Annotated in this window: 23 protein-coding genes, 1 other RNA gene and 1 pseudogene; 10 read left to right on the top strand and 15 right to left on the bottom strand. The window is 71.5% G+C overall.

Going from position 1 to position 25,590, the window contains the following annotated elements:
• Positions 1-253 precede the first annotated feature (253 nt).
• The 4 genes from ACFWQG_RS14880 to ACFWQG_RS14865 are packed head-to-tail and all read left to right on the top strand — an operon-like array spanning position 254 to position 3,868.
• Positions 254-907, top strand: a complete 654-nt coding sequence (locus ACFWQG_RS14880) for an ABC transporter permease (protein WP_378508434.1) — start codon at positions 254-256, stop codon at positions 905-907.
• The gene (locus ACFWQG_RS14875) at positions 904-2,148 is read left to right on the top strand and encodes an ABC transporter ATP-binding protein (RefSeq protein WP_378508391.1); all 1,245 of its coding nucleotides are present in this window, start codon (positions 904-906) and stop codon (positions 2,146-2,148) included. The genes ACFWQG_RS14880 and ACFWQG_RS14875 overlap by 4 nt, the downstream gene beginning before the upstream one ends.
• Positions 2,145-2,894, top strand: a complete 750-nt coding sequence (locus tag ACFWQG_RS14870; protein ID WP_378508390.1) for an ABC transporter permease — start codon at positions 2,145-2,147, stop codon at positions 2,892-2,894. Before ACFWQG_RS14875 ends, ACFWQG_RS14870 begins: the two co-directional genes overlap by 4 nt.
• Complete coding sequence (locus tag ACFWQG_RS14865; RefSeq protein WP_378508389.1) at positions 2,891-3,868, top strand: glycine betaine ABC transporter substrate-binding protein; 978 nt, start codon at positions 2,891-2,893, stop codon at positions 3,866-3,868. The genes ACFWQG_RS14870 and ACFWQG_RS14865 overlap by 4 nt, the downstream gene beginning before the upstream one ends.
• 13 nt (positions 3,869-3,881) lie before the next feature.
• Here the strand turns inward: ACFWQG_RS14865 and ACFWQG_RS14860 are convergent, their stop codons facing one another.
• From ACFWQG_RS14860 to ACFWQG_RS14850, 3 genes are read right to left on the bottom strand one after another with little or no spacing between them, the layout of a single operon-like run.
• Positions 3,882-4,988: an LLM class flavin-dependent oxidoreductase gene (locus tag ACFWQG_RS14860; protein ID WP_378508388.1), complete on the bottom strand. Its 1,107-nt coding sequence runs from the start codon at positions 4,986-4,988 to the stop codon at positions 3,882-3,884.
• Positions 4,985-5,836 (bottom strand): hydroxyethylthiazole kinase, encoded by an 852-nt coding sequence (gene thiM, locus ACFWQG_RS14855; RefSeq protein WP_378508387.1) that lies wholly within the window; start codon positions 5,834-5,836, stop codon positions 4,985-4,987. The genes ACFWQG_RS14860 and thiM overlap by 4 nt, the downstream gene beginning before the upstream one ends.
• Before the next feature lie 60 nt (positions 5,837-5,896).
• A complete protein-coding gene (locus ACFWQG_RS14850) occupies positions 5,897-6,781 on the bottom strand; it encodes a sulfurtransferase (RefSeq protein ID WP_378508386.1) in 885 nt (294 codons plus the stop codon).
• 133 nt (positions 6,782-6,914) lie between these two features.
• Between ACFWQG_RS14850 and ACFWQG_RS14845 the strand changes: the two genes are divergently transcribed.
• Positions 6,915-7,595: a GntR family transcriptional regulator gene (locus ACFWQG_RS14845; RefSeq protein WP_378508385.1), complete on the top strand. Its 681-nt coding sequence runs from the start codon at positions 6,915-6,917 to the stop codon at positions 7,593-7,595.
• A 69-nt stretch (positions 7,596-7,664) separates the two neighbouring features.
• Here ACFWQG_RS14845 and ACFWQG_RS14840 read toward each other — a convergent pair whose 3' ends face one another.
• The 6 genes from ACFWQG_RS14840 to ACFWQG_RS14815 all read right to left on the bottom strand — a co-directional run bounded on the left by ACFWQG_RS14840 (position 7,665) and on the right by ACFWQG_RS14815 (position 15,202).
• Positions 7,665-8,204: a C40 family peptidase gene (locus ACFWQG_RS14840; protein ID WP_378508384.1), complete on the bottom strand. Its 540-nt coding sequence runs from the start codon at positions 8,202-8,204 to the stop codon at positions 7,665-7,667.
• 171 nt (positions 8,205-8,375) lie between these two features.
• Entirely contained in the window at positions 8,376-11,390 is a 3,015-nt protein-coding gene (locus ACFWQG_RS14835; RefSeq protein WP_378508383.1) for a bifunctional [glutamine synthetase] adenylyltransferase/[glutamine synthetase]-adenylyl-L-tyrosine phosphorylase, read from the bottom strand.
• 7 nt (positions 11,391-11,397) lie between these two features.
• Positions 11,398-12,738, bottom strand: coding sequence for a type I glutamate--ammonia ligase (gene glnA, locus ACFWQG_RS14830; RefSeq protein ID WP_378508382.1), 1,341 nt, complete (start codon positions 12,736-12,738; stop codon positions 11,398-11,400).
• A 52-nt stretch (positions 12,739-12,790) separates the two neighbouring features.
• A complete protein-coding gene (locus ACFWQG_RS14825; protein WP_378508381.1) occupies positions 12,791-14,338 on the bottom strand; it encodes an alpha/beta hydrolase in 1,548 nt (515 codons plus the stop codon).
• Between the two features lie 85 nt (positions 14,339-14,423).
• A complete protein-coding gene (locus ACFWQG_RS14820; protein ID WP_378508380.1) occupies positions 14,424-14,990 on the bottom strand; it encodes an endonuclease domain-containing protein in 567 nt (188 codons plus the stop codon).
• Positions 14,987-15,202: a type IV toxin-antitoxin system AbiEi family antitoxin domain-containing protein gene (locus ACFWQG_RS14815; RefSeq protein ID WP_378508379.1), complete on the bottom strand. Its 216-nt coding sequence runs from the start codon at positions 15,200-15,202 to the stop codon at positions 14,987-14,989. The genes ACFWQG_RS14820 and ACFWQG_RS14815 overlap by 4 nt, the downstream gene beginning before the upstream one ends.
• A gap of 161 nt (positions 15,203-15,363) precedes the next feature.
• Between ACFWQG_RS14815 and panB the strand changes: the two genes are divergently transcribed.
• The 4 genes and pseudogenes from panB to ACFWQG_RS14795 all read left to right on the top strand — a co-directional run bounded on the left by panB (position 15,364) and on the right by ACFWQG_RS14795 (position 18,659).
• Positions 15,364-16,221, top strand: coding sequence for a 3-methyl-2-oxobutanoate hydroxymethyltransferase (gene panB / locus ACFWQG_RS14810; RefSeq protein WP_378508378.1), 858 nt, complete (start codon positions 15,364-15,366; stop codon positions 16,219-16,221).
• 143 nt (positions 16,222-16,364) lie between these two features.
• Positions 16,365-16,796, top strand: a complete 432-nt coding sequence (locus ACFWQG_RS14805; RefSeq protein ID WP_378508377.1) for a hypothetical protein — start codon at positions 16,365-16,367, stop codon at positions 16,794-16,796.
• Positions 16,796-17,775, top strand: a pseudogene (pip, locus tag ACFWQG_RS14800) (prolyl aminopeptidase). Before ACFWQG_RS14805 ends, pip begins: the two are co-directional and overlap by 1 nt.
• A gap of 32 nt (positions 17,776-17,807) precedes the next feature.
• Positions 17,808-18,659, top strand: coding sequence for a CHAD domain-containing protein (locus ACFWQG_RS14795; protein WP_378508376.1), 852 nt, complete (start codon positions 17,808-17,810; stop codon positions 18,657-18,659).
• Between the two features lie 13 nt (positions 18,660-18,672).
• Here ACFWQG_RS14795 and ACFWQG_RS14790 read toward each other — a convergent pair whose 3' ends face one another.
• From ACFWQG_RS14790 to rnpB, 3 genes are all read right to left on the bottom strand, one after another.
• Positions 18,673-20,082, bottom strand: coding sequence for an RNB domain-containing ribonuclease (locus tag ACFWQG_RS14790; protein ID WP_378508375.1), 1,410 nt, complete (start codon positions 20,080-20,082; stop codon positions 18,673-18,675).
• 37 nt (positions 20,083-20,119) lie between these two features.
• Positions 20,120-20,302, bottom strand: a complete 183-nt coding sequence (locus ACFWQG_RS14785) for a hypothetical protein (protein WP_378508374.1) — start codon at positions 20,300-20,302, stop codon at positions 20,120-20,122.
• Positions 20,303-20,790: 488 nt separating this feature from the next.
• Positions 20,791-21,220: RNase P RNA component class A (gene rnpB / locus ACFWQG_RS14780), an RNA gene on the bottom strand.
• Between the two features lie 37 nt (positions 21,221-21,257).
• Between rnpB and ACFWQG_RS14775 the strand changes: the two genes are divergently transcribed.
• Positions 21,258-21,782: a DUF1697 domain-containing protein gene (locus ACFWQG_RS14775; protein ID WP_378508373.1), complete on the top strand. Its 525-nt coding sequence runs from the start codon at positions 21,258-21,260 to the stop codon at positions 21,780-21,782.
• 72 nt (positions 21,783-21,854) lie between these two features.
• Here the strand turns inward: ACFWQG_RS14775 and ACFWQG_RS14770 are convergent, their stop codons facing one another.
• The 3 genes from ACFWQG_RS14770 to ACFWQG_RS14760 all read right to left on the bottom strand — a co-directional run bounded on the left by ACFWQG_RS14770 (position 21,855) and on the right by ACFWQG_RS14760 (position 25,500).
• A complete protein-coding gene (locus ACFWQG_RS14770) occupies positions 21,855-23,306 on the bottom strand; it encodes a dicarboxylate/amino acid:cation symporter (protein ID WP_378508372.1) in 1,452 nt (483 codons plus the stop codon).
• A 335-nt stretch (positions 23,307-23,641) separates the two neighbouring features.
• The gene (locus ACFWQG_RS14765; RefSeq protein WP_378508371.1) at positions 23,642-24,766 is read right to left on the bottom strand and encodes a bifunctional RNase H/acid phosphatase; all 1,125 of its coding nucleotides are present in this window, start codon (positions 24,764-24,766) and stop codon (positions 23,642-23,644) included.
• Positions 24,763-25,500 (bottom strand): zinc ribbon domain-containing protein, encoded by a 738-nt coding sequence (locus ACFWQG_RS14760; RefSeq protein WP_378508370.1) that lies wholly within the window; start codon positions 25,498-25,500, stop codon positions 24,763-24,765. The genes ACFWQG_RS14765 and ACFWQG_RS14760 overlap by 4 nt, the downstream gene beginning before the upstream one ends.
• Between the last annotated feature and the right edge of the window lie 90 nt (positions 25,501-25,590).

Below are 25,590 nucleotides of genomic sequence, written 5' to 3'. Positions count from 1 at the left end.
CAGCGGGGCCCCCCCCCCCCTCTCCCCTTGCGAGGATCCCGGTGCGTCCCGGGACCCCCCTTAGCCCAACCCCCCCTCCCCCCTTTCCTTTTCCCCCCCCCCCCCCCTCTTCCTCTCCCTCCCGCCCCGTTTTCCCTTCCCGAGCCGCGTCCGGGCCGCCGTGACACGCCACGGATCCGCCGAACGTTTGCGCACACCGCGTTTCGGGAGCAGGGTGAGCGGTGACCAACCGACCAGTGGGGGTGACGCCGCGGTGGACCTGCAGACCTGGTGGGACTTCGTCACCGCGCGCCGCCAGCAACTGGCCACCGACTCGTTCCTGCATGTCAGCGCGGTGGTGCAGTCGGTGGTGCTCGCCACGATCCTGGCCGTCGGCATCGGAATCGCCGTCTACCGCAGCCCGTTCGGGTCCGCGGTCGCGACCGGGCTGGCCAGCACGATCCTCACGGTTCCGTCGTTCGCGCTGTTGGGTCTGCTGATCCCGATCCTCGGCCTCGGGGTGCGGCCGACCGTCACGGCGCTGGTGCTGTACGCGCTGCTGCCGATCATCCGGAACACGATCATCGGCCTCGCCTCGGTGGACCCGGCCGTCAGCGACGCCGCCCGCGGCGTCGGAATGGGCAGGCTCCGCATCCTCGGACGGATCGAACTGCCCCTGGCGTGGCCGTCGATCCTGACCGGGATGCGGGTCAGCACCCAGATGCTGATGGGCATCCTCGCGATCGCCGCCTACGCGAAGGGCCCCGGCCTGGGGAACCTGATCTTCTCCGGGCTGTCCCGGGTGGGCAGCCCCACCGCCGTTCCGCAGGCGTTGACCGGAACCGTCCTGATCGTCATCCTCGCGCTGATTCTCGACGGCCTGTACGTCGTGCTCGGCAAGCTGACCACGTCGAAGGGAATCCGATGAGCGCTGGCGGCGACGCGCACGTGCACGGTGTCGAGATCGTCCTCGAGGACGTCGTCAAGCGCTACCCGAACGCCCCGACGCCCGCCGTCGCCGGGGTGTCGATGACGATCCCGGCAGGCGAGACCGTGGTCTTCGTCGGCCCGTCGGGATGCGGGAAGACCACCACGATGCGGATGATCAACCGCCTGATCGAGCCGACGTCGGGGCGGATCACCATTGCCGGGCGGGATGCGCTGTCCATCGACGCGGACCGGTTGCGCCGCGGCATCGGGTACTCCATCCAGCAGGCGGGGCTGTTCCCGCACCTGACGGTCGGCAGGAACGTCGCGACGGTGCCGGGACTGGTCGGCTGGGACCGCAAACGGATCGCCGCCCGCGTCGACGAGATGCTCGACCTCGTCGGGCTCGATCCCGACACCTATCGGCACCGCTACCCGCGTCAGCTGTCCGGCGGGCAGCAGCAGCGGGTCGGGGTCGCGCGGGCGTTGGCGGCGGACCCGCCGGTGCTGCTGATGGACGAACCGTTCGGTGCCGTCGACCCGATCACCCGCGGGCTGCTGCAGGACGAGTTGCTGCGGCTGCAGTCCGAACTGGGCAAGACGATCGTGTTCGTCACCCACGACTTCAACGAGGCGGTCAAGCTCGGGGACCGGATCGCGGTGCTGGGCAACCAGTCCCGGATCCTGCAATACGACACCCCGGAGGCGATCCTGGCGAACCCGGCCGACGACACGGTCGCCGGGTTCGTCGGCGGCGACGCCTCCCTCAAGCAGTTGACCCTGACCCGGGTGCGGGACGTGCGGTTGCTGCACTGCCCCACCGTCCACGAGGACGGTTCGGTCGACGACTTCCGGAACGCGCTGCTCGCCCGCAAGCGGCGCTGGGGTCTGGTCCTCGACCGCCGAGGCAGGCCGCTGCGGTGGGTGTCGTCGCAGCACCTCGCGCACGCGGATTCGCTTCGTGACGTGGGTGATCCGGTCGGCGAGATCGTGACCGTCCAGTCGACGCTGCAGGATGCGCTCGAGGCGCTGCTCGCGGAGTCGAGCGCGTCGACGGTCGTCACCGGCAGGCACGGTGAGTACGCCGGACTGGTCACGATCGACATCCTGGTCGCCGCCCTGCGGGAGTTGCGCGAGGAGCACGCCGACGACCACGACGACGATCACGGACCGGCGCACTGGGCCGAGCCGAGCGGCAGGCACGCCGCGCGCGGAGCCGCACCGGACGAGGCGCCGTCGTGACCGCCGCCGCCGAACGCCGGGCGGAGCGGATCCGGCTGCTGGTCCAGCCCGCGCTGGTGACGGTGCTCGTCGCCGGGGTCCTGCTGTGGGCGTTCAACCGGGAGTTGACCGCGACGCAGCAGGCGAGCATCAGCGTGTCGAACATCGCGACCCTGACCTGGCAGCACGTGCTGATCACGGTCGCGGTGGTCGCGATCGTGCTTGCCCTCGCCGTGCCGCTCGGGACGCTGCTCACCCGCCCTGGGTGGAATCGGTTGGCGCCGTTCTTCGTCGGCATCGCCAACGTGGGCGCTGCGGCGCCCGCGATCGGCCTGCTGGTCCTGTTCTATCTCGCGACCCGCACCACCGGATTCTGGATCGGGGTGCTTCCGATCGCCTTCTACTCCCTGCTTCCGGTGCTGCGCAACACGATCCTCGGCTACCAGGAGGTGGATCCGGCGCTGATCGACGCGGGCCGCGGGCAGGGCATGTCGGCGCTGACCGTGCTGCGCCGGGTGGAGTTCCCGATGGCGGTGCCGTACATTCTCGCCGGGCTGCGGACCTCGCTGGTGCTCGCCGTCGGGACCGCGACGCTGTGCTTCCTGGTCAGTGCGGGCGGCCTCGGCATTCTGATCGACACCGGATACAAGTTGCGGGACAACGTGACCCTGATCGTCGGTGCGGTCCTCGCGGTGGCGCTGGCACTGTTCGTCGACTGGCTCGGTGCGCTCGCCGAGTCGTACCTCGGGCCGAAGGGGCTGCGGTGACGGGGCGGGTGCGCGCCCTCGCCGCGGCCGCCGCGGCCGTGGTCGCCCTGACATCGTGCGGCCTGGAGTCCGGCGGCGCAATCCCCCTCGAGGTCGGTCCGGGCAGCATCACCCCGATCGAAAGTCTCGAGGGAGTCCCGATCACGGTGGGGTCCAAGGACTTCACCGAGCAGATCATCCTCGGCTACCTGATCGAGTTCGCGCTCGCCGCCGCCGGCGCGGACATCCGGGACCTGACGAACATCCAGGGGTCCAACAGCACCCGCGATGCCCAGGTGGACGGCCAGATCGACGTCAGCTACGAGTACACCGGCACCGGCTGGATCAACTACCTCGGGCACGAACAGCCGATCCCCGACTCGACGGCCCAGTTCGAGGCGGTCCGGGACGAGGACCTGGCCCGCAACGGCATGGTGTGGACCGATCCCGCCCCAATGAACAACACCTACGCGCTGGCGACGAATCGGACGACCGCGGCGGCGACCGGGGTCCGGACGCTGTCCGACTACGCGGCGCTGGTGCAGCGGGATCCGGCGGCGGCGACCACCTGCGTCGAAACCGAGTTCAATGTCCGGCAGGACGGCTACCCGGGCATGGCGGCGGCCTACGGATTCGATCCGGCGGCGGCGGACCGACGGCTGCTGCAGACCGGCATCATCTACCAGGCCACCGCGGACGGGACGCAGTGCAAGTTCGGCGAGGTGTTCACCACCGACGGCCGGATCGTCGCGCTCGACCTGGTGCTCCTTGAGGACGACCGGTCGTTTTTCCCCAAGTACAACCCGGCGCTGACCATGCGGGAGGAGTTCGCGGCGGCGCACCCCGAGGTGGCCGAGGTGATGGCCCCGATCTCGGCCCGGCTGACGAACGAGGAGATCAGCGAGCTCAACCGCCAGGTCGACGTCGACGGGCGCGAGCCCGCCGACGTCGCCCGGCAGTGGCTGGCGGACCAGGGGTTCGTCACCATCCCCTGACACGCCGCCCGCGCTACAGCGCGGAGAAGCGCGGAATCAGGTGCTCGGCGACCTGTTTCGCCTCGTCGATCAGCGGCCAGCCCGCGAGGATCAGCGAGGTCAGCCCGGTGCGGTCGCGCAGCGCCCGGACGTGGCCGGTGATCTCGTCGGGGTCGCCGACGTAGTACACCGCCGACGAGCCGGTCGCGAAGATGTCGAGCGGCGACCACGCGGTGATGCCCGCGTACAGACCGTCCCCGAGGTACAGGTCGTCCGGTTCGGGGAGCTTCCCCGCGACGATTGCGTCCACCCAGCCCTGTCGCTGCGCGTCCCGTGCGGTGAAGGTCCGCAGGTCCTGCCGCCCGCCGGTGCGCCTGCGGACGGCCTGGTCGAGGACGTCGGTGATCCGGTCGATGCCGGTCTTCTCGAACAGGGACCGGAATCGGTCCATCGCCTCGGCGCGGCTCGGCCGAACGATCACCCCCGACAGGGCGCCGAAGTCCGTGAACTCGCGGCCGGCCGCGGCGGCCGCGGCCCGGGCACCGGCGAACTTCTCCTCGATGAACGACGTCTCCCGCAGCATCGCCAGGTAGGCGTCCAGGACCCTGCCCGAGTTCGCCAGCCCGGCAGGCGAATCGCCGGTCCCCCACAGCGGCACGGTGTGGCCGCCTGCGGCGTCGATGCGCAGCGGGGTGTTCGGGAAGTTCGACTCGGTGCCCGCGCGGTAGTGGCCGCGGACGTCCGCCCAGTACTGCTCGCCGAGCTCGTAACGCCGGTCGTGGTCGACGTTCATGTCGTACTTGGTAAGGATGTTGTCGCGGCCGTTGACGGAGTTGATCATCAGCCGTCCCCCGGTGAACGCGTCGAAGGTCAGCGCCTTCTCGGCGAGCAGCCGGGCCGGGATCATGTTGGCGTACACCGCGACCAGGAACTTCATCCGCGAGGTGTGCGACGCCGCCCAGGTCGCCGACACGAACGGGTCGTTGGGCCAGGTGGCCACCAGCGCCCCCTCGAAGCCCCCGTCGTCGATGGTCCGCGCGAGCTCGATCTGGCGGGCGCCGTCGACCGGGTAGAGCCCACCCGGACTCCACGGGACGTCGCCGTCCGCCTGGGTCAGGTACCAGAAGGTCTTGATGCTCACCGGGTTCCCGCCTTTCCGACGGTGACGTCGAACGCCGCGACCCTGGCCCGGTCCGCGAGGGTCGCCGCGTCCACCGAGTACAGGGCGTCGAGGTAGGCGACGGCGAACGAGCCGGGCCCGGTGGACGTCTCCTCCGCGATCTCGGCGGCGACCGCGACGTGCGCGTGCGCGGCGGCCAACCCGACCAGCGGAGTGTCCGCGACCGCGAGGTACGCGGCGACCAGCCCGCCGAGCGCGCAGCCGGTGGAGGTCACCCGCGGCAGCATCGCGCTGCCGCCCCCGATCCGGACTCCGACGACCGTGCCGTCGCGGTCCCGGCCGACCAGGTGGTCCACCGGCCCGGACGCGGACACCACGTCGGCGTGCTCGAGCAGCGCCACCGCGGCGGGGACCGCGGCGGCGGCGTCGTCGGCGCTGTCCACCCCGCGGGTGTCGCCGCCGCGCCCGGCGAGGGCGATGATCTCCGAGGCGTTGCCGCGAATCGCGGTGGGCCGCAGTGTCAGCAGGTCGGCGGCCAGCGTGCTGCGCCAGGTGAGGCCACCGACCCCGACCGGGTCGAGCACCCACGGCGTTCCCGCGTCGTGCGCGGCCCGCGCGGCGAGGGTGAACGCCGCCGCGGTGCCGTCGTCGGGCGTGCCCAGGTTCACCAGGACCGCGCCCGCGATCCGCGCAAACTCGGCGGCCTCGTTGGTGTTGTCGATGTGGGCGTTGCTGGCGCCAGCGGCGAGCAGCACGTTGGTCAGGAAATTGGCCGACACGACGTTGGTCAGCGAGTGGACGAGCGGGACCCGGGCACGCAGCGCGTCGAGCGCGTGGCCGAGGTCGTCTCCGGACAGGGTGGGGGTCATCGAGGGTCCTGGGGCGGTGAGGGGTTGGGGATCGGGATGCTCAGCGGCGACGACATCGGCTCACGCGTCACCCTCCGCGGTCGTGGACATCGGCAGACCCGGATCGGCGGACCACTCCTCGAGCGACCCGTCGTACACCTGCACGTCGTCGTATCCGGCGAGGACGAGACCGAGGGCGGTCAGGCACGCGGACACCCCGCCGCCGCAGTACAGCACCAGCGGCGGTTCGGCGCCGGCGAGGGCGTCGGCGGCGAGCCCGCGCAACTCGGCGCGGTTCCGGACCAGCCCGTCCTCGCCGAGGAGGGCCTTCGCGGGCAGGTTGCGGCTGTCGGGAATGTGGCCGCGCCTGCTGTACCGGGTGCGGTCCGTGCCCGCGAACTGGGCGGGCGCCAGCGCGCACACCAGCGTGCCGGGCGCCTGCCCGGCGACGATCGCGGACACCTCCGCGCGGTCCACCCACAGCGGGAGGTAGGACAGGCCCCGCTCGGGGGTCGTTCCGTTCGGCGGCACCGCGTCCCCGAACTCGCGGGGCAGGCCCAGCCGCGTCCACCGCGCGAGACCGCCGTCCAGGACGCGAGCGGCGACGCCGACGCTGCGCAGCAGCCACCACACCCGGGCCGCCCACGTCATCGATCCCTGGTCGTAGACGACGACGTCGATGCCCGCCGACATCCCAAGCGCGGCGAGCTCGTCGGCGAACCGGGACGCGTCGGGGCGGCTGAAGTGCAGGTTCCGCGCGGTGTCCGAGAACGCGGTCAGCAGGTCGACGTGCCGCGACCCGGGGATGTGGGCCGCCCGCCACGCCGCAGCGCCCGACTCCGGCCGGTAGTCACCGTCGAAGCGGGCGGGCGGGAAGCCGACGGTGACGTCGATCACGAGCGGGGCATCGGCGCGACCGAGGGCGTCGATCAGCTCCTCGGCCCCGATCAGCGGTGTCTGGTGCACACGAAACGCCCTTCTGAAGATCCGAACGACACGAACCTAAATGAGGACGAGCGTATACGCAAGTATTCGAATGTCTTCCCTGGCATAATCAGCGCGGCGGCCCGAGGCCGCGACCGAATCGAGGGAGGACACGATGACGCGCGAGGACGACGACCTGGGCACCCTGATGCTCACCGGTGCGGCTGGCCGGTCGGATCAGACGTCCAAGCAGTACCTTCGCCTGCGCGCGGACATCCTGGACGGCAAGTTCCCCCAGGGCGCACCGCTGCACGAGACCCAACTCAGCGAGACCTACGGCGCCTCCCGCACACCGATCCGCGAGGCACTGAACTGGCTGGCCCACGACGGCCTCCTCGAACGCGCGGCCCGCGGCTTCCGGGTCCGCTCCGGCACTCCCGAGGACGTGATCGAGATCTACGCGGCCCGCGTCGCGCTCGAGTCGGAAGCCGCGGGCGCCGCCGCGATCCGGCACACCGACCTCGACATGGCGCGCCTCGAACGGCTGCACCGCTCCTGCTGCGCCGCCGACGACGACACCGCGGTGCGCGCCGGGAACTTCCGGTTCCACGAGGCCCTCTGGCAGGCCGCCCACAACACCACGATCATGACGCTGCTGGTGCGGCTCACCACCCAGCTCCGGATCTACGACAGCGGCCCGCCCTCCAACTACGGCGAACCGGACCTGCTCAACACCGAACACGACCAGATCCTCGACGCGCTGCGGGCCCGCGACGAGCGCGCGGCCCGCGAGCACATGCGCACCCACCTCGAACGCAGCCGCGAGCAACGCATCCGCCTCTTCGCGGGCGAGTAGGCACTTCGTGCCCGTGAGTCCTTTTGGCCCACCAGGGGGCCAAAAGGACTCACGGGCGCCGGAGGCGCGTCAGTACCGGCGGGCGGCGTGGAACGGCATCGCGTCGACCGGCGTCTTCTTCACTGGCTGGCCGGTCGTCGGCGCGTGCACGACCGTGCCGTCCCCGGCGTACAGGCCCACATGCTCGGCGCCGCTGAACAGCACCACATCGCCGGGCTGCAGGTCGCCGCGACCCACCGGGCTCCCGGCGTTGACCTGGTCGTGCATCGTGCGGGGGACGCTGACACCGGCCTGCCGGTACGCCCACTGCACCAGCCCCGAGCAGTCGAACGAGTTCGGGCCCGTCGCCCCCCACACGTACGGCGCACCCAGCTTCGACAGCGCGGCATCGAGCGCCGCCGTGCCATGCGTCGCCATCGGCGCGGGAGCGGGCGCCGGGGCCCCGCCGCCAGGAAGCTCGACCGGGCCGACACCGGGGATCGTGACCGGCGCGGCCAGCGCCGGGACGGCGGGCAGCAGCAGCGCTCCCCCGACGACGGCGGCGGCGACCGCGGCGTGCCGGACGGATCGGTGGGTGCGGGTGGTGCGGGCGGTGCGGGGCGTCGACATCGTCGCTGGGTCCTCCGGGATTCTTCCGCCAGCACGGCGCCGGCGCGGTCATCGAAGAATCTCGGGACTCGGCCGGCCGGGCGACCGGGGAATCACCCCCACCCATACCCGTTTGCGGCAACCACGTAGCCACAACCGGATTCGGCGTACGCCGTCGGAAACACCGGGCCCTCAGGACCCGAAGACGCGCTCCACCACGGCCTTCGCCCGGCGGGTCACCCGCAGGTAGTTGTCGAGGAACTCGTTGGCGTCACCGCCCGGCCACCCCGCGACCTGCGCGACCGCGGACAGCACCCGGCCGGGGCCGGGCAGCTGGTCGGTCGGCTTGCCGCGGACCAGGACCAGCGCGTTGCGGGCCTTCGTCGCGGTCAGCCACGACTCGCGCAGCAGTTCGACGTCGGTCTCGGCGAGCAGTTCCGCCGCCCCGATCGCATCGAGGGTTTCCAGCGTCGAGGTGTTGTGCAGCGACGGCACCTCGTGCGCGTGCCGCAGCTGGATCAGCTGCACCGTCCACTCGATGTCGGCGAGGCCGCCGCGACCGAGCTTGGTGTGGGTCGCCGGGTCGGCGCCGCGGGGCAGCCGCTCGGAGTCGACGCGGGCCTTGATCCGCCGGATCTCGCGCACCGCGGTCTCCGAGACACCCCCGTCCGGGTACCGGAACTCGTCGATCATGTGCAGGAACCGCAGCCCCAGGTCGGCATCGCCGGTGACGGCGTGCGCCCGCAGCAGGGCCTGCACCTCCCAGGCCTGCGCCCACTGCCGGTAGTACGCCTGATACGACGCCAGGGTCCGCACGACCGGGCCGTTGCGTCCCTCGGGTCGCAGCCCGGTGTCCACCTCAAGCGGTGGATCGGTGCTCGGCGCCCCGAGCAGGGTGCGGACCCGGTCGGCGACCAGGTTCGCCCACTTGACCGCCGTCGTCTCGTCGACATCCGGCCGGGGCTCGCACACGAACAGCACGTCCGCGTCGGAGCCGTAGCCGAGCTCGAAACCGCCGAGCCGCCCCATCCCGATGACCGCGAGCGACGCGGGCGCCTGCTCCCCCCGCTCCGCCTCGCTGGCCCGGATCACCGCGTCCAGCGCCGCCCCGAGCACCGCGGCCCACACCGACGACAGCGCGTGGCACACCTGCGGGACGTCGAGCATCCCGAGGACGTCGGCGGACGCGACCCTGGCCAACTCGTGCCTGCGCAACGACCGCGCGGCGGCGACCGCCCGCGCCGGGTCGTCGTACCGAGCCGAGGACGCCAGGATGCCCCGCGACACCTCCTCCGGTGTCGCGTCGAGCAGTCGCGGCCCGTTCGGGCCGTCGGCGAACAGCCGCAACGCATCCGGCGCCTTGATCAGCAGGTCCGGAATGTAGGCCGACGACCCGAGCACGATCATCAGCCGCTGCGCCACCGCGCCCTCGTCGCGCAGCACCCGCAGATACCAGTCGGCGTCCACCATCGCGTCCGACAACCTGCGATAGGCGAGCAGTCCCGCATCGGGATCCGGTGTGTCGCTGAGCCATTCGAGCAGCGTCGGCAGCAGCAGCGCCTGGATGCGACCCTTGCGGGATGCACCCGAGGTGAGCGCCTTGAGATGCCCGAGGGCGTTCTCCGGGGCCACGTACCCGAGTGCCGCGAGCTGCCGGACCGCGGCGTCCGGGCTCAACACCAGCGCCTCCTTGTCCAGGCGCGCAACGGATTCGAGGAGCGGACGGTAGAACAGCTTCACGTGCAGCCGCCGGATGCGGTGCGCGTTGCGCTTGATCTCCGCGTTCAGCACCCCGAGCGAATCGAGGCGACCATCCGGCCGCATGTGCGCCGCCCGCGCCAGCCAGCGCAGCGACTCCTCGTCCTCGGCTGGCGGCAGGGTGTGGGTGCGTTTGAGCTTCTGCAGCTGCAGCCGGTGCTCGATCAGCCGGAGGAACTCGTAGGACGCGGTGAGGTTGGCCGCGTCGTCCCGGCCGATGTAGCCGCCCCCGGCGAGCGCGGTCAACGCGTCGATCGTGCTCTGCACCCGCAGCGACTCGTCGGCGCGGCCGTGCACCAACTGCAGCAGCTGGACGGCGAACTCGACGTCCCGCAGGCTGCCACGGCCGAGCTTGATCTCACGTTCCCGCAACTCCGGCGGCACCATCTCCTCGACCCGGCGGCGCATCGCCTGCACCCCGGGGACGAAGTCCTCCCGTTCGGCTGCGGTCCACACCATCGGGTTCAGCGCGTCGACGTAGCGCTGCCCCAGTTCCAGGTCCCCGGTCGCGGGCCGCGCCTTGAGCAGCGCCTGGAACTCCCACGTCTTCGCCCAGCGCTTGTAGTAGGCGACGTGCGAGTCCAGGGTGCGGACCAGCTCGCCCCGCTTGCCCTCCGGCCGCAGCGCCGCGTCCACCTCGAAGAACGCGGAGGTGCCGATCCGCATCAACTCGCCTGCCAGCCTGCTGGCCCGCGCGTCCGCCGGCTCCGCGACGAACACGACATCCACGTCGCTGACGTAGTTCAGTTCCCGCGCACCGCATTTGCCCATCGCGATCACCGCGAGCCGGGTCGGGCACTCCTCGTCCGGGTGACAGGTCGCGACCGCGACCGCCAGCGCAGCGGTCAGTGCGGCGTCCGCCATGTCCGACAGGTGTCGCCCGACCGCCTGATACGGCAGCACCGGCTCGTTCTCCACGATCGCCGCCAGGTCCAGCGCGGCGAGGACCGTCATCTGGTCGCGGTAGGTGGTGCGCAGCGCCAGCACGGCCTCCGGGCCGGTGACCGCCGCGCGGTACACGAGGTTCGACTCCGACGCAGACGCGTCCGGGACGGCCCCGACCGCGGCGAGCAGGTCGTCGGTCAGCTCCTTGCGGGACGGCAACACCACGTCGCCGCGCAACTGGCGCCACCGCCCCGGCTCGGCCGCCAGGTGGTCGCCGAGCGCGCTGGACGCCCCGATCACCCCGAACAGCCGCCCGCGCAGTCCGGTGTCGGTGCGCAGGGCGGCGTCGAGTTCGGTCCACCCTTCCCCGAGGCACTCGCGCATCCGGACCAGGGTGCGCAGCGCGAGGTCCGCGTTCGCGGCCCGCGACAGCGACCAGAGCAGGTCGACGCTGTCGACGTTCAGCCAGTCGAGCGTGGCGAGTTGGTCGGGCGCCGCCGACTCGACGAGACCGAGTCGGCCGACACCGGGGATCGTGGACCTGGCGCTGGGTGGCTTGACCATTGTCGCGTTACAGCCCCAGGTAGCTCTGCAGCTCGAACGGCGTCACCTGGCCGCGGTAGTCCTCCCACTCGCGCCGCTTGTTGCGGAGGAAGAAGTCGAACACGTGCTCGCCGAGCGTCTCCGCGACCAGCTCCGATCGTTCCATCTGCTCGAGGGCCTCGCCGAGGCTGCGCGGCAGCTCCCGGTACCCCATCGCCCTGCGCTCCGCGGAGGTCAGCGACCACACATCGTCCTCGGCCTCCGGCGGCAACTCGTAGCCCTTCTCGATGCCGCGCAGACCGGCGGCCAGCAGGACCGCGAACGCCAGGTACGGGTTGCATGCGGAGTCGGGGCTGCGGATCTCGACGCGCCGGGACGACGCCTTGTTCGGCGTGTACATCGGCACCCGGATCAGCGCGGACCGGTTCGACGGACCCCACGAGGCGGCGGTCGGTGCCTCGCCGCCGTGGACGAGGCGCTTGTACGAGTTCACCCACTGGTTGGTGACCGCGCTGATCTCGTTGGCGTGCTCGAGGATGCCCGCGATGAACGCCTTGCCGGTCTCGGAGAGCTGCATCGGGTCGTCGGGGTTGTGGAAGGCGTTGTTCTCGCCCTCGAAGAGGCTCATGTGGGTGTGCATCGCCGACCCGGCATGCTCACCGAACGGCTTGGGCATGAACGTGGCACGCACACCCTCGTTGCGGGCCACCTCCTTGACGACGTACCGGAACGTCATCACGTTGTCGGCCATCGACAGCGCGTCCGCGTAGCGCAGGTCGATCTCCTGCTGGCCCGGCGCCGTCTCGTGGTGGCTGAACTCGACGGAGATGCCCATCTGCTCGAGGGCGTCGATCGCGTGCCTGCGGAAGTTCGGCGCCGAGTCGTGCACCGCCTGGTCGAAATAGCCGCCGGTGTCCGCGGGGATCGGCCGGGTCCCGTCGATCGGGCCGTTCTCCAGCAGGAAGAACTCGATCTCGGGGTGCACGTAGCAGCTGAACCCGAGGTCGCCCGCCTTGCTCAGCTGCCTGCGCAGCACGTGCCGCGGATCCGCCCAGGACGGGGTGCCGTCCGGCATCGCGATGTCGCAGAACATCCGCGCCGAATGCTGCCGCCCGTCCTTGTGCTCCCACGGCAGCACCTGGAACGTCGACGGGTCCGGCTTCGCGACGGTGTCCGCCTCCGACACCCGGGAGAACCCCTCGATCGCCGATCCGTCGAAGCCGATGCCCTCGCTGAAGGCGCCCTCCAGTTCGGCGGGCGCGATCGCCACGGACTTGAGGTACCCGAGCACGTCGGTGAACCACAGTCGGACGAAACGAATGTCGCGCTCTTCGAGGGTCCGGAGCACGAATTCCTTTTGGCGATCCATGCACGCGAGAGTAGGCACCGCGCGTTAAATCTGTGTTACATCCGGGCGGTGGTTACGAACACGTGAGGTCGGGGGCGGGGGCGGTCAGGTCGGTCAGGTACGCGACCACCGGATCGTCGACGCAGGCCACCCCGTTCAGCACGACGGTGTGCTGCGTCCCCCGGTAGGTGATCAGCGCCGCATCCAGCTGCTTCGCCAGGTCGACACCCGCCTGGTAGGGCGTCGCGGGGTCCTGCGTCGTGGACACGACCACCACCCGCGGCAGCCCCGGCGCGTCGACCGCGTGCGGGGTCCCGCTGGCGGGCACCGGCCAGACCGCGCACACGTCCAGCGGGGCGGTACCGGTCCCCCGACCGTCGTCGAGGAACGGCGCGGCCCGCCGGTACGCGGTGTCGCCCGCCGACGCGACGGCCCGGTCCGTCACCGGCGGATCGTCGACGCAGCGGACCGCGTTGAACGCGTCGTTGATGTTGCTGTACGTGCCGTCGTCACCGCGACCCTGGTACTGGTCCGCGAGCAGCAGCAGCGCATCACCGCGGCCGTCCGCCAGCGCGGACAGTCCGCTGCGCAGCGCCCCCCACAGCTGCGGCGAGTACAGCGCCTGCTGGACGCCGGTGATCGCGTCCTGGTAGCCGAGCCCCCGCGGATCGGTCGTCTCGGCGGGCCTGGCGATCAGCGGGTCGACCAGGGCCCGGAACCGCGGCACCGCCTGGCCGGGATCCGACCCGAGCGGACAGTTCGCCTTGGTGGCGCAGTCCGCGGCGAAGTCGTCGAACGCCCGCTGGAACCCGGCCGCCTGCAGCACCGTCTCCTGCACCGGGTCCTGCTCCGGATCGACCGCGCCGTCGAGCACCATCGCCCGCACGTTGGCGGGGAACGCCTCCGCGTACGTCGACCCGATCCGCGTCCCGTACGAGAAGCCAAGGAAACTGAGCTGCTCGTCGCCGAGCACCGAGCGGATGACGTCCATGTCGCGCACCACCTCGCGGGTGCCGACGTGCGCGAGGAACTCCGCGCCGGTCCGCTGCGCGCACTTCGCCGCGTAGTCGGCGTTCACCGCCTCGATGTGCGCGATCCCCGCCGGGCTCATGTCCACGCGCGGGTCAGCGCGGTCGGCGTCGAACTCGACACCGGTCAGGCACCGGACCTGCGGGGTGGACGCGCCGACACCGCGCGGATCGAACCCGATCACATCGAATCGGGCGGCGAGCTCGGTGCCGTCCCCGACGGTCGCCATCGACAGTCCCGACGCCCCCGGCCCGCCGGGGTTGACCAGCAGCGACCCGATCCGGTCGCCCGTCGCAGCACTGCGGGAGATCGCCACCTCCGCCGTGTCCCCGCCCGGCTCGTCGTAGTTCACCGGCACCGTCACCCGCGCACATTCGAGCCTGCTCGCCAGCGGCCCGTCCGTCTCGTAGTCGGCGCAGGACTCCCACCGCAGGTCCTGGTCGTAGAACCGTTCCAGCCCGGCGGGGACCACACCCGCACCCGACGCCGAAGCCGCGGCAGGCGGTTCCGGCGCAACCTGACCGGCGCAGCCCGCCACGGCCGCGGCCACCGCCAAGCCCGCGACCAGTGCCGCGGGAGTCCTCATACGCATGGCCTCGATGGTGCCACGCGCCGCCGCACCCCCGATTCGGGAAGGATCGGCCCCGCAGACCGGGGCAGATCCTTCCCGACCCGAGTCACTCGCGCGACGCCAGCGCGTCCGTGATTTGGGCGAGGACGGCATTCGGCTCGAGGCGGAGCTGATGCCAGGTGAACCGAAGCACATGCCAGCCCGCGTTGACCAGGATGTTCTGGCGCTTCGCGTCGTTGTTGAACCGGGCGACGTCGCGGTGCCAGGCCCAGCCGTCGACCTCGATCGCGACGCGGTCTCGGATGAACGCGACGTCGATCTCGTATCCGCACGCGCGCACGTGCGGACGCCATCCGTTCAGGGCGACCGATCGCAGCAGCCGCAGCAGCATCCGCTCGGCCTCGCGGTGCCCGCCCTCCCCGGCGGAGTGCAGGAGTCGGGCCGCGGCCGCCGCGCCGCTGCGGCCACGATTACGCTCGTGCACCGCCACCAGGATCGGCAGTGTGGTGTGCTGTTGCAGTGCCCGGTCCATCAGCACTGAGCCGTCGGGCAGCACCACCGCCGCCTCGAGCACCGTCAAGGGGAGCTCGGTGACCCGCAGTCCGCGGGTGCTGCGGGGGTCGGCCCAGTGCAGGTCGCGGCGGCGGATCCGCTGATCGGGGCGCGCGGTCACGGCCCGGCAGCGAACACCGCCGCCCGCAGGCGGACCGCGTTGGTGTGCTGTCGGTCGGCGCGCAGGTACACACCGCGGTGCAACCGACGCCATTCGCCCGTGCTCACCCGCCGGTCGACCGCGGTCCGGCTCATGCCAGCTGCCAGCGCCTGGGTCAGCGTGACGATGCCGTCCTGGCCGGCCATGATCCGGTGCACTGCCGCCGGCGTCATGCCGGGTTGGACGCCGGTGGCCGCGCGGGAGGTTCCCCGGCTCGCGGATCGGATGTGACGAACCGCACGGGCGCGGCGACCCACCCCGGTGGCAGACTGTGCGTGTCATCACCCACAACCCGGGGACCCGCATTGGGCCTCGAGGCACGAAAGGGACACTGATGTCCGAGACTGCTGTTCCCGAGACTCCCGTCTACGGCGGCGCACCGGCCGCGCCGGTCAAGCGCACCAAGATCCGCACCCACCACCTGCAGGCGATGAAGGCCGAGGGCACCCGCTGGGCGGAGCTGACCGCCTACGACTACTCCACCGCCCGAATCTTCGACGACGCGGGCATCCCGGTCCTGCTGGTCGGCGACTCCGCCGCGAACGTCGTGTACGGCTACGACACGACGGTGCCGGTCACCGTGGACGAGATGCTGCCCCTGGTGCGGGGCGTGGTGCGCGGGGCTCCGCACGCCCTGGTGATCGCCGACCTGCCGTTCGGCAGCTACGAGGCGTCGCCGCAGCAGGCCCTGGAGACCGCGTTCCGATTCATGAAGGAGGGCGGCGCGCACGCCGTCAAGCTCGAGGGCGGCGAACGGGTCGCCCCGCAGATCGCGGCGATCACCGCGGCGGGCATCCCGGTGCAAGCGCACATCGGGTTCACCCCGCAGTCGGTGAACAGCCTCGGCGGGTTCCGGGTGCAGGGCCGCGGGGACGGCGCCGAACAGCTCGTCGCCGACGCGATCGCCGTCCAGGAGGCCGGCGCGTTCTCGGTGGTGATGGAGATGGTGCCAGCCGAGATCGCCGGGCAGGTCACCCGCAAGCTCACCATCCCGACCGTCGGCATCGGCGCTGGCGTGGAGTGCGACGCGCAGGTGTTGGTGTGGCAGGACATGGCCGGCTACACCAGCGGCCGCACCGCGAAGTTCGTCAAGCAGTTCGCGACCGTCGGCGACACCCTCCGGGCCGCCGCCCACGCCTACGCGGACGAGGTCCGGGCGGGCAGCTTCCCCGGCGAAGAACACAGCTTCTGACCCGGCGCGTATCGACGCCCGGTTCCCGGTCCGGTGGCACACTGCTTCCGCGCCAGGGAACCGGGCGTCGCCCGTATCCGTTGACGGTGCGACGCGGGTTCCACCGTCAGCACGTCCGCCCACCGACAGACTGGGGACACCACATGCCTTTCCGCCGTTACGTTGTCGCCGCCGGGGCGGCCGTCGTGCTCGGTTCGACCGCGGCATGCGCGACCGAGACGCCGCCAGCCCCGGCGAGCACCGCCGCGCCCGCGCCAGCACCGGTCACCGGGCAGGCACCCGCCGTGATTCCCGGCGACTCCGGCGGCGTCACCACCGTGCAGGCCGAGAAGCTGTGCTCCGACATGGCGGCGCAGCTGCAGAGCTGGCGCACCTACACGCCGACCATCGGGAAGGGCGGCCTGAACACCGTCGTCGGCACCTGGGCCGCGCAGAACGGCGTCAACATGATCGACCTGGTCGCGCACAAGGCCCGGATCGACGTGATCACCTCCGCGCAGTGCCCGGACGTGCGTGAGGGCGCGATGTACGCGCTGGAGATCCCGGACCTGGCGTCCGGGCTGATCGGCTTCTGATGCCGCGCGACGACCGGGCGCTGCGGCGGCTGTATCCGCCGATCGCGCCGCACCGCACCGGCATGCTCGACGTCGGCGACGGGCAGCGCATCGCCTGGAACAGAGCGGCAACCCGGACGGCAAGCCGGTGGTGTTCCTGCACGGCGGCCCCGGCGGCGGCACCTCCCCCGACCACCGCCGCTTTTTCGACCCCGACACCTACCGGATCGTGCTGTTCGACCAGCGCGGCTGCGGCCGGTCCACCCCGCACGTCGCGGACGGTGCCGACCTGTCGGTGAACACCACCGCCCACCTGATCGCGGACATCGAGGCGCTGCGCGGGCACCTCGGGGTGGACCGCTGGCAAGTGTTCGGCGGGTCGTGGGGATCGACGCTGGCGCTGGCGTACGCGCAGGCGCACCCGGACCGGGTCACCGAGCTGGTGTTGCGCGGCATCTTCCTGCTGCGCCGCAGCGAGATCGACTGGTACTACAACGGCGGTGCGAGCGCGATCTACCCGGACCGCTGGGAGGAGTTCCTCGCCCCGATCCCCGCCGCGGACCGCGGCGGCGACCTCGTCGAGGCGTACCACCGTCTGCTGCACCACCCGGACCCGAACGTCGCGCGCGGGGCCGCGGTCGCCTGGTCCGCATGGGAAGGCGCGACCAGCGAACTGATCCCGAAACCCGATCACGTGGAACGCAACTCGGATGAGCGGTTCGCGTTGGCGTTCGCCAGGATCGAGAACCACTACTTCGTCCATCGCGGCTTCCTCGCCGAGAACCAGCTGCTCGACGGGATCGGCGCGATCGCCCACCTGCCCGCGGTGATCGTGCAGGGGCGCTACGACGTCGTGTGCCCGGCAACGTCGGCGTGGGCGCTGCACCGGGCGTGGCCGTCCGCACGGCTGCACCTCGTCGACGACGCGGGCCACGCCGCCGCCGAGCCCGGCATCACCCACCACCTGGTGCAGGCGACGGACGGCTTCCGCGCCGGGTGACGCCCCGGGCCGCGGTGCGGTAGACCTGAGGGATGGGCACCCAGAGACGCGCGGACCGCGCTGCGGTGCGCGGCCACGTCCGCGACCAGCGGGACCGGCTCACCGCCCTGGTGGACGCGGTGGCCGCGGACGAGCCGGACTCGGTGCATCGGATGCGGGTGGCAGCGCGACGCCTGCGCAGCGTGATCGGCACCTACCCGTCGGTGTTCCCCGCGCCGGCGGCCGATCCGCTGCGCGACGAACTGCGGTGGCTCGGGACGGTTCTCGGCCGCGCGCGGGACGCCGAGGTCCTCGCCGACCGGTTCGGTGAGGTCCTCGACGCGCTGCCCCCGGAACTGCTGCGCGGCCCGGTGCGGTTCCGCCTCGTCGACGAGCACCGGCGACGCTACCGGGACGCCCACACCGCAGCGGTGACCGCGGTGACCGGCCCCCGCTACCGGGCCCTCGTCGACGGTCTCGACGTCCTGTGCGCCACCACCGCGAGCGGTGGACGACCACGCAACGAACTGCGGCACGCCCGGCGCCGCGTGCTGCGCGCGGGCCGATCCGCCGGACTTCGGGACGGTGCCGCCCCCGGCCCACCCGACGCCCTGCACACCACGAGAAAACGTGCGAAGGCGCTGCGGTACGCCGCCGAGGCGATCGCCGCGGCCCGACCCGGCACGGCCCGGCTCGGGGAGGCCGCCGAGCGGCTGCAGACGGTGCTCGGTGCGCACCAGGACGCCGTGGTCGCGCGGGCCGTGCTGCTCGCCGCCGCGGACCGGGCCCGCGCCGCCGGCGAGGACACCTTCAGCTACGGCGTGCTCGCGGCGGGCGAGATCACCCGTGCCGAACGGACGGCCGCCGACGCGCGTCCCGTCCTCGCCGCCATCGACGACCTGTGACCTGCGAGCACCCTCACCCGTCGTACGCGAACCGGACCGTCCTGGCCACCGGATCCGCCTCCGCAAGGCGCACCGACACCCGCGCGCCCTCCGGCGGGTTGCCGTCACACCGGGCGATCACCACCGGAACGCCGATGTACACCTCGGCGGCCCGCTTCCCCTCCGCCCCGCGCAGCACCACCGCGTCGAACAGTTCGCCCTCACGCCCGGCGAGCACGCTCGCCTCGGCCATGTCGACGCACGCCCGGTCCACCTTCCCCGCCACCTGATCGGAGCCACGCATCAGCGCGGGCAGCGTCGGCAGGGCCTGCCGAACCCACTGCGGCACTTCCGTTCCCGCGGTCACCGCCAGGCAGACCTCGGTGGCGAACCGATCGGACAGCCGGCGCAACGGCGCCGTGACGTGCGCGTAGGGTGCCCCGATCCCGGCATGCACCGTCAGCTCCGGCACCGCGCCGTCGAACGCCGCGTAGTCGGCGCCGCGCAGCAAGGTGGTCGCATCGCTCATCATCACCAACGTCTCCGGCGAGTTCGGTGGCAACCCGGCGAGCATCACCCCGACCGACATCGACGCCGGCCAGCCAAGCCCGAGCGCCCGCGCGGACCGGCGCAGCGCCAGCACCGCATCGTCCGGGGCGGGCGGCAACGTGCGCAACAGGCCAACCCCGGCGTCCAACATCAACCGGGCAGCACACATCCCGGTCAACAAGGACACCTCGGCGTTCCAGTCGTCGACGTCGGTGCGCGGCTCCACCTCAAGATTCCAGCCGCCGTCCCCGTCCGAGACCACCGCCTGCTCCGGCAGCTTCAGTTCGATCGCGCCGCGCTGGGCCGCGGACGCCAACCGCAGCACCCCAAACGCGGGCAGCGCGGCGATCGACGGATGCAGCGTGTCCGCGTCCGAATCCGCCTGCACGCCCGCGTAGTCGAACCGCGCCACCGACCGCACCAGGGCCCTGGTGACCCCGAACGCCACCGGCTCCGCCCGCTCGTCGAGCTCGATGCGCCACAACGCCGCGGGCCGCACCCGACCGGGCAGCAGACTCGCCGAATCCTCCGACAGCACGCGCGGATGCAGCGGCAGCGAGCCGTCCGGGAGGTAGAAGGTCTGGCCGCGACGCCGGGTTTCCCCGTCCAGGTCGCCGCCGGGTTCCACGACCGCCGCGACGTCCGCGATCGCGTAGTGCACAACGAATCCCGTCCCGGTCCGCTCCAGGTGCAGCGCCTGGTCGAGGTCCATCGAGGTGGGCGGGTCGATCGTCACCAACGGCAGATCGGTGCGGTCAACCCGCCCGGTCGCAAACCGGTCCGTTGCCGTCTCGGCCTCGGCGAGTGCGGCGGGCGGAAACGTCCCGGACAGGGAGAAGGCTGCTCGAACCGCCTCGAAGTCGATGCCGTTGGCGGAGATTCGCGTGGTCACCAAACAGAGCCTAGTGTCCCGGCCCGCCGGGGACCGCGGGTCAGTCCTCCCAGTCGCGGTCCTCCCGGTCCGCGGCCCGGTTGCGTTCGGCCGCGATCTCCAATGCGCGTTCGGCGGTCGCCCGATCCGGGTACGGCCCCATCCGGTCCAACCCGCGCGCATCCTTGCCCTGCCGCACGGAACCATCGGAAACGCAGTAATACCACTGGTCGTCGTCGCTCATCGGTCCAGTGTGCGCCACGTTCGGCGGCCCGGCCATCCGATGACTCGGCGGTAACTTGGCGCGCCGCCGGAAGATTTCCGGGAGAACGCTTGAAGGGAACTCACAACCATGAGATTCTTACGCCGCAGCGGGCCATGGTACGTCGCTCCCCCTCGTCGAACCATGGCCTTTTGATCTGTCCCGGATCGGCTGCGCAGCGACGAATCCCGAATGGAGAATCCCCCCACATGGAGCCGATGTCCTACCTGCTCTTCGACGCACTGCTTCCGCACCTCGGTGAAGAGGGCGCGAAGCACTGGGCGACCCTGCTGGTGGTCAACCCGGTCTGAGCCGGGCCCACATCGACTGTGCCCTCGCCCTCAGGGGCGGGGGCATTTTCGCGTCTCCGACGCGGCGGCATTTTCGCGTCTCCGACGCGGCGGCATTTTCGCGTCTCCGACGCGGCGGCATTTTCGCGTCTCCGACGCGGGGACCGCCCCCCGGGGGGGCGGACGAGTTGGCCTGTAAGCCGGATCCTGTTCCCGACGCCGAGGCGTCGGGCGGCGACCATCCATCTGGGCACACCGTCGCCGGGTACCTCAAGCGGTCCACCCGCGGGCTCGGGCGAGCAGCCCTCGAACACCCGCGCAGCCGCACCCGAGTGGGTGCGGCCTTCGACCTTGCTCCGGGCGGGGTTTACCTAGCCACCCCGGTCACCCGGGGTGCTGGTGCGCTCTTACCGCACCGTTTCACCCTCACCGACGCCATGCCTCCGAAAAGGCATGTGCCGGCGGTCTGTTTTCTGTGGCACTGTCCCGCGGGTCACCCCGGGTTGCCGTTAGCAACCGCCCTGCTCTGTGGAGTCCGGACTTTCCTCGGCACCGGGCCTGCACGCTGGCTGCGTACGGTTCCCCCTGCCGCGGCCGCCCGACCAACTCGTCCGCCCGTCCAGACTACCCGGCGCTAGGGTGTGCGCATGACACGGTATGCGGCGCTGCTGCGGGGCGTGAACGTCGGCGGAGTCACGATCAAGATGGCGGACCTGCGGGCCACCGTCGAAGCGGCCGGGTTCGAGAACGTGACGACCGTGTTGGCGTCGGGCAACGTCCTGTTCGACTCCGACCGCACCGACGTCGCCGCCGTCAAGAGCGACATCGAGTCGGCGCTGCGGGACCGCTTCGGGTACGAGGCGTGGATCGTGCTGGTGGACCAGCCGACGCTCGCCGCGATCGTCGAGGCGTTCCCGTTCGACGCCGACCGGGACGGCTGGCACCCGTACGTGCTGCTGTCGTCGGACCCGGCGGCGCTGGACGAGATGCTCACCGCCGCGGGGAAACTCGACCTCGGCGACGAGAACCTGAGCCTCGGCAACGGCGTCCTGTACTGGCACGTCGAACGGGGCCAGACCCTGACCAGCCCGTTCGGCAAGCTCAGCGGCAAGGCAAAGTACCGCTCCGCGACCACCAACCGGAACCTACGCACCCTCCGCAAGCTCCTCTGAGCGGCTCCGCCGCCCGTGCGTGATTTGCACCCCGACCGGGGTGCAAATCACGCACAGTTCGGTAACTGCTGGTCAGACGGTTGCCGGGTGCCGCTCCGGCGTTCGGGCCGGCCCGGCATCCGCCGGCGACCCCCCGTTCGGCGGAGCCTCGGTGACCGGGACCTGGTCCGCGGTGTCGTCGGCGAACGGGTCGCCGCGACGTTCCGCGTTGTACAACTCCTCGTCGAGAATGCCCTCCCGCTTGGCGACGATCGTCGGCACCAGCGCCTGACCGGTGACGTTGACCGCCGTGCGGCCCATGTCGACGATCGGCTCGACCGCGAGCAGCAGACCGACGCCGGCGAGCGGAAGGCCGAGCGTCGACAGCGTCAGTGTCAGCATCACCGTCGCCCCGGTGGTCCCTGCGGTCGCCGCGGAGCCGATCACGGCGACAACAACGATCAGCAGGTAGTCGGTCAGGGTCAGGTCAAGACCGTAGAACTGGGCGACGAAGATCGCGGCGATCGCCGGATAGATCGCGGCGCACCCGTCCATCTTGGTGGTCGCACCGAGCGGCACCGCGAACGACGCGTACTCGCGGGGCACGCCGAGGTTGCGTTCGGTGACCCGCTCGGTCAGCGGGAGCGTGCCGATCGAGGAGCGCGAGACGAACCCGAGCTGGGTGGCAGGCCACACACCGGAAAAGAAGCGGCGCACCGACAGCCCGTGCACGCGGATCAGAATCGGGTAAACGACGAGGAACACGATGGCCAGGCCGAGGTAGATCGCGGCGGTGAACCAGCCGAGTTGGCCGAGCGCATCCCAGCCGTAGGTGGCGACCGCCTTCGCGATCAACGCGGCGGTACCGATCGGGGCGAGCCGGATGATCCACCACAGCACCTTCTGCACGATCGCCAGCAGCGCGGCGTTGAAGTTCAGGAACGGCTCGGCCTTCTCCCCGACCTTCAGCGCGGCGATCCCGATCGCGACCGCGATCACCAGCAACTGCAGCACGTTGAAGCTCAGCGAAGTGGTCGCGGTGCCCGCATCCGTCACGGTGGTCTTGGCGCCGAGCGCGAGGAAGTTCTGTGGGACGAGCCCGGTGAGGAAGGCCCACCAGGAGCCGGACGACTTCGGTTGCGCGGCCGACGTTGCGTCCACCGTGGTGTTGGCGCCGGGCTGCACGACCAGCCCGACGACGATGCCGATCACGACCGCGATCAGCGCGGTGATCGCGAACCACAGCAGCGTCTGCACCGCGAGCCGAGCCGCGTTCGCCACCTGACGCAGGTTCGCGATGGAGCTGACGATCGCGGTGAACACCAGCGGGATCACCGCGACGGTGAGCAGCCCGACATAGCTGGAACCGATGGTCGTTACGGTGCCGACCAGCCAGTTTGGGTTGCCGTCGGCGGCGTCGGGCATCGACCGGGCGAGCAGGCCGATCAGGACGCCCGCGACCAGGCCGATGACGATCTGGGTGCCGAACGAGGTGGCCCAGGAGGGCAGGCGGCGCCGCGTGGGGGCGCTCAAGGAGGCCGACATTGGACGGACCTTTCTTGCGGGTGCGCGCACGGCGAATCACATCGGGGTGCGCGAGAGGGCTGACGTTCGCAGGGCATTCCGACGGCCGCGACGAGAGCGACGACCGCCCCGGGACAGGTGTGTCGACCGGGTCAGCTGATACAGACGGCGCTCGACTGCAGGCAGTTGTCGACGAAGCGTCGACTGGTCAGCAGCGAGTTCACCCGCACGATGTTACCCCCGCTAAAAAGTGCGCTCCGCGCCGGTGCGTGATTCTTACCCTCACTGGGGTAAAAATCACGCACGGCGGCGGAGCCGACATTGACAGGCACGGCGGCGGAGCAGGCGCGACGGTGCTACAGGTGCGAGGTGTCGTTGACCAGCCGCACCGACGCGCCGCCGTCGGGGTAGAACTCGGCGATTGACAGCGACGCGAGGTCGAGGTGCAGCCGGTACAGCAGCGACGGCCCGACCTCGAGCGCCAGCTGCAGGAGCGTCTTGATCGGGGTGACGTGCGAGACGACGAGCACGTTCTGCCCGGGGAAGTCGCGCAGCAGGTCGGCCCGCACCGCGTCGACGCGGGCGCGGACCCCGTCGAAGCTCTCCCCGCCCGGCGGACGCACCGAGGTGTCGCGGAGCCAGCGGCCGTGCAGGTCCGGGTCGCGTTCGCTCGCCTCCAGAAAGGTCAGCGCCTCCCACCCGCCGAAATCGGTCTCGGTGAGGCCCTCGTGCACGGTGACCTGCAGTCCGAGCGCGTCGGCCGCGGCCTGCGCGGTCTGCCTGGCCCGCGCCAGCGGCGACGACACCACCGCCGCGATGCCGCCCCGTGCCCCGAGCCGGGCCGCGGCCGCCGCGGCCTGCGCCTGCCCGACCTCGGTCAGCTCCGGGTTGCCGCGACCGGAGTAGCGGCGCTCCACCGACAGTGGTGTCTGGCCGTGCCGCAGCAGCAGCAGCCGGGTCGGCGCGCCGACGGCACCGGTCCAGCCGGGCGCGGTCGGCGTCGATTCCGCGGCCGCGGGCACCGGTGCCACCTCGGGAACGTCCTCGACATGCCCGTTCGTCGTCTCGACGGCAGTGCCGTCCATGGCCAGGTTGGCGAGGCGGTCGGCGTGCGCGTTCTCGGCGCGCGGGATCCAGGTGTAGGTGACCGCGTCGAATCCGCCTGCCAATTCCCGCGCACGCCGCGCGAGCGGAATCATGTCCGGGTGCTTGACCTTCCAGCGTCCCGACATCTGTTCGACGACGAGTTTCGAGTCCATCCGGACGTCGACCAGGTGCGCGTCGAGCGCGGCGGCGGCGGTGAGGCCGGCGATCAGTCCTCGATACTCGGCGACGTTGTTGGTCGCGACGCCGATGTCCTCGGCGCGTTCGGCGAGGACCCGGTCGTGGCCGGCGTCGAACACCACCGCCCCGTAGCCGGCCGGGCCGGGGTTACCCCGGGATCCGCCGTCGGCCTCGACGATGACGCGCGCGGAACTCACAGACCGGATTCCTTGGTGCGCACCATGATTGCGCTGCATTCGGGGCATCGGACGACGACGTCGGGGGCGGTGGCCTGGATCCGGGCGATCTCGCCACGGTCGATCTCGATGCGGCAGGCACCGCAGCGGCGGGCCTGCAGCAGGGCGGCCCCGACCCCGCCGCTGGCGCGCTGACGGTCGTAGACGGCGAGCAGGTCGGCGGGGAACTCGGCGACGAGCGCGGTGCGGTCACTCTCGCAGCGCTGCTGCGCGGTGTCGAGGTCGGCGACGGCGTCGTCGCGGCGGCGGCCCGCGTCGACGAGGGCGTCGTCGATCTGGTCGACCTGACCGCCCGCGTGATCGTAGTCGGCCTGGGTGGCCTCCCGCCGTTCCATCACCTCGAGGAGGTCCTCCTCGAGCGCCTCCTGGCGGCGGGTGAGGCTGGCGAGTTCGTGTTCGAGTTCGGTGAGCTGCTTGGCTCCGACGGTGCCGCTCTGCAGCAGCTGACGGTCGCGGTCCTCCCGCTTGCGGACCGCGTCGACCTCACCCTCAAGCTTCGCGATGTCGCGGTCGAGGTCGTCGAGGACGATCTGGACGGCGACGGCGGCATCCTTGCGTCCCACCCGGTCCGCCTCGAGGCGCTGCACCTCCTGCTGCTCGGGGAGGGTGCGCCTGCGGTGCGCGATCCTGGTCAGCTCGGTGTCGACCGCGGCGAGGTCGAGCAGCTTGGCCTGGATCCGGGGTTCGACGTTCACGCGGGCATCGCTCCTGCTTGTGGTTCGCGGGTGGTGGGGATTCGCATACCGTACCGCCCGTCGGCGCCTGCTCCGAACGGGTGAAGGGCA

Origin of the sequence: Rhodococcus sp. NPDC058532 (assembly GCF_042719255.1) — a bacterium.
Classification (GTDB): domain Bacteria; phylum Actinomycetota; class Actinomycetes; order Mycobacteriales; family Mycobacteriaceae; genus Rhodococcus_G.
Note: the sequence above shows the minus strand (reverse complement) of the source record. Positions and strands in the feature narration are given on the sequence as shown.

Bases quoted from the DNA above. Each gene is read 5' to 3' on its own strand.
- thiM (WP_378508387.1), bottom strand. From the start codon at position 5,836: ATGACCCCCACCCTGTCCGGAGACGACCTCGGCCACGCGCTCGACGCG.
- ACFWQG_RS14875 (WP_378508391.1), top strand. From the start codon at position 904: ATGAGCGCTGGCGGCGACGCGCACGTGCACGGTGTCGAGATCGTCCTC.
- ACFWQG_RS14835 (WP_378508383.1), bottom strand. From the start codon at position 11,390: ATGGTCAAGCCACCCAGCGCCAGGTCCACGATCCCCGGTGTCGGCCGA.
- ACFWQG_RS14795 (WP_378508376.1), top strand. From the start codon at position 17,808: ATGGGCACCCAGAGACGCGCGGACCGCGCTGCGGTGCGCGGCCACGTC.
- ACFWQG_RS14805 (WP_378508377.1), top strand. From the start codon at position 16,365: ATGCCTTTCCGCCGTTACGTTGTCGCCGCCGGGGCGGCCGTCGTGCTC.
- ACFWQG_RS14840 (WP_378508384.1), bottom strand. From the start codon at position 8,204: ATGTCGACGCCCCGCACCGCCCGCACCACCCGCACCCACCGATCCGTC.
- ACFWQG_RS14785 (WP_378508374.1), bottom strand. From the start codon at position 20,302: ATGAGCGACGACGACCAGTGGTATTACTGCGTTTCCGATGGTTCCGTG.
- ACFWQG_RS14775 (WP_378508373.1), top strand. From the start codon at position 21,258: ATGACACGGTATGCGGCGCTGCTGCGGGGCGTGAACGTCGGCGGAGTC.
- glnA (WP_378508382.1), bottom strand. From the start codon at position 12,738: ATGGATCGCCAAAAGGAATTCGTGCTCCGGACCCTCGAAGAGCGCGAC.
- ACFWQG_RS14815 (WP_378508379.1), bottom strand. From the start codon at position 15,202: ATGACGCCGGCGGCAGTGCACCGGATCATGGCCGGCCAGGACGGCATC.
- ACFWQG_RS14825 (WP_378508381.1), bottom strand. From the start codon at position 14,338: ATGCGTATGAGGACTCCCGCGGCACTGGTCGCGGGCTTGGCGGTGGCC.
- panB (WP_378508378.1), top strand. From the start codon at position 15,364: ATGTCCGAGACTGCTGTTCCCGAGACTCCCGTCTACGGCGGCGCACCG.
- ACFWQG_RS14770 (WP_378508372.1), bottom strand. From the start codon at position 23,306: ATGTCGGCCTCCTTGAGCGCCCCCACGCGGCGCCGCCTGCCCTCCTGG.
- ACFWQG_RS14845 (WP_378508385.1), top strand. From the start codon at position 6,915: ATGACGCGCGAGGACGACGACCTGGGCACCCTGATGCTCACCGGTGCG.